The sequence below is a fragment of the Vibrio sp. Y176 genome (assembly GCF_033438945.1).
The window spans coordinates 1-621 of record NZ_JAWOQS010000745.1 but is presented as its reverse complement, the minus strand read 5'-3'; the positions used below and the strand labels follow the sequence as shown (position 1 = coordinate 621).

The window sequence follows — 621 nt, the reverse complement described above, 5'->3', positions numbered from 1 at the left end:
AAGTCTACGATTCAGCACAATTAGGTGAATCTGACCGCTCTACAAGTTGAGGCTCAATAGGTTGTTTTATCTCTACCCCAAGCTCCTTAAAACTTTCCGCTTGGCTAATCAAATTACCCCGCCCTTGAGCAAGGCGTTTCATCGCCGAATGGTAAGTATTATTCGCTTTATCAAGGCTGGTGCCTAAAACCTGCATATCATCCACAAATAAACGCAGCTTGTCGTACAGTTTGGTGGCGCGCTGGGCGATCAGTTTGGCGTTTTCATTCTGACGTTCGTTGCGCCATAAATTGTCGATGGTGCGCAGTGCCACCAACAACGTGGTTGGGCTAACCAAGATAATGTTTTGCTCCATCGCGTCTTTGATCAAGCTTGGATCAGCTTGAATCGCCACTTGGAACGCCGGCTCTACCGGAATAAACATCAGCACATAATCGAGACTTTGGATGCCTTTGAGCTTATGGTAATCCTTCATGCTCAAACCATTGATGTGCGCACGCAGTGCGGTGAGGTGAGCACTTAACGCGCGGTCGCGTTCAGCATCCGTTTCGGCAGTGAAGTAGCGCTCGTACGCCACCGATGCCATTTTCGAATCGACCACCACTTGCTTGTTTTGTGGCA

At 48.8% G+C, this 621-nt stretch carries 1 protein-coding gene; it reads right to left on the bottom strand.

Going from position 1 to position 621, the window contains the following annotated elements:
- Positions 1-4: 4 nt before the first annotated feature.
- Positions 5-621 (bottom strand): DNA recombination protein RmuC (rmuC, locus tag R7O13_RS28420; protein WP_318305397.1); only part of this gene is annotated, 617 nt, incomplete at its 5' end.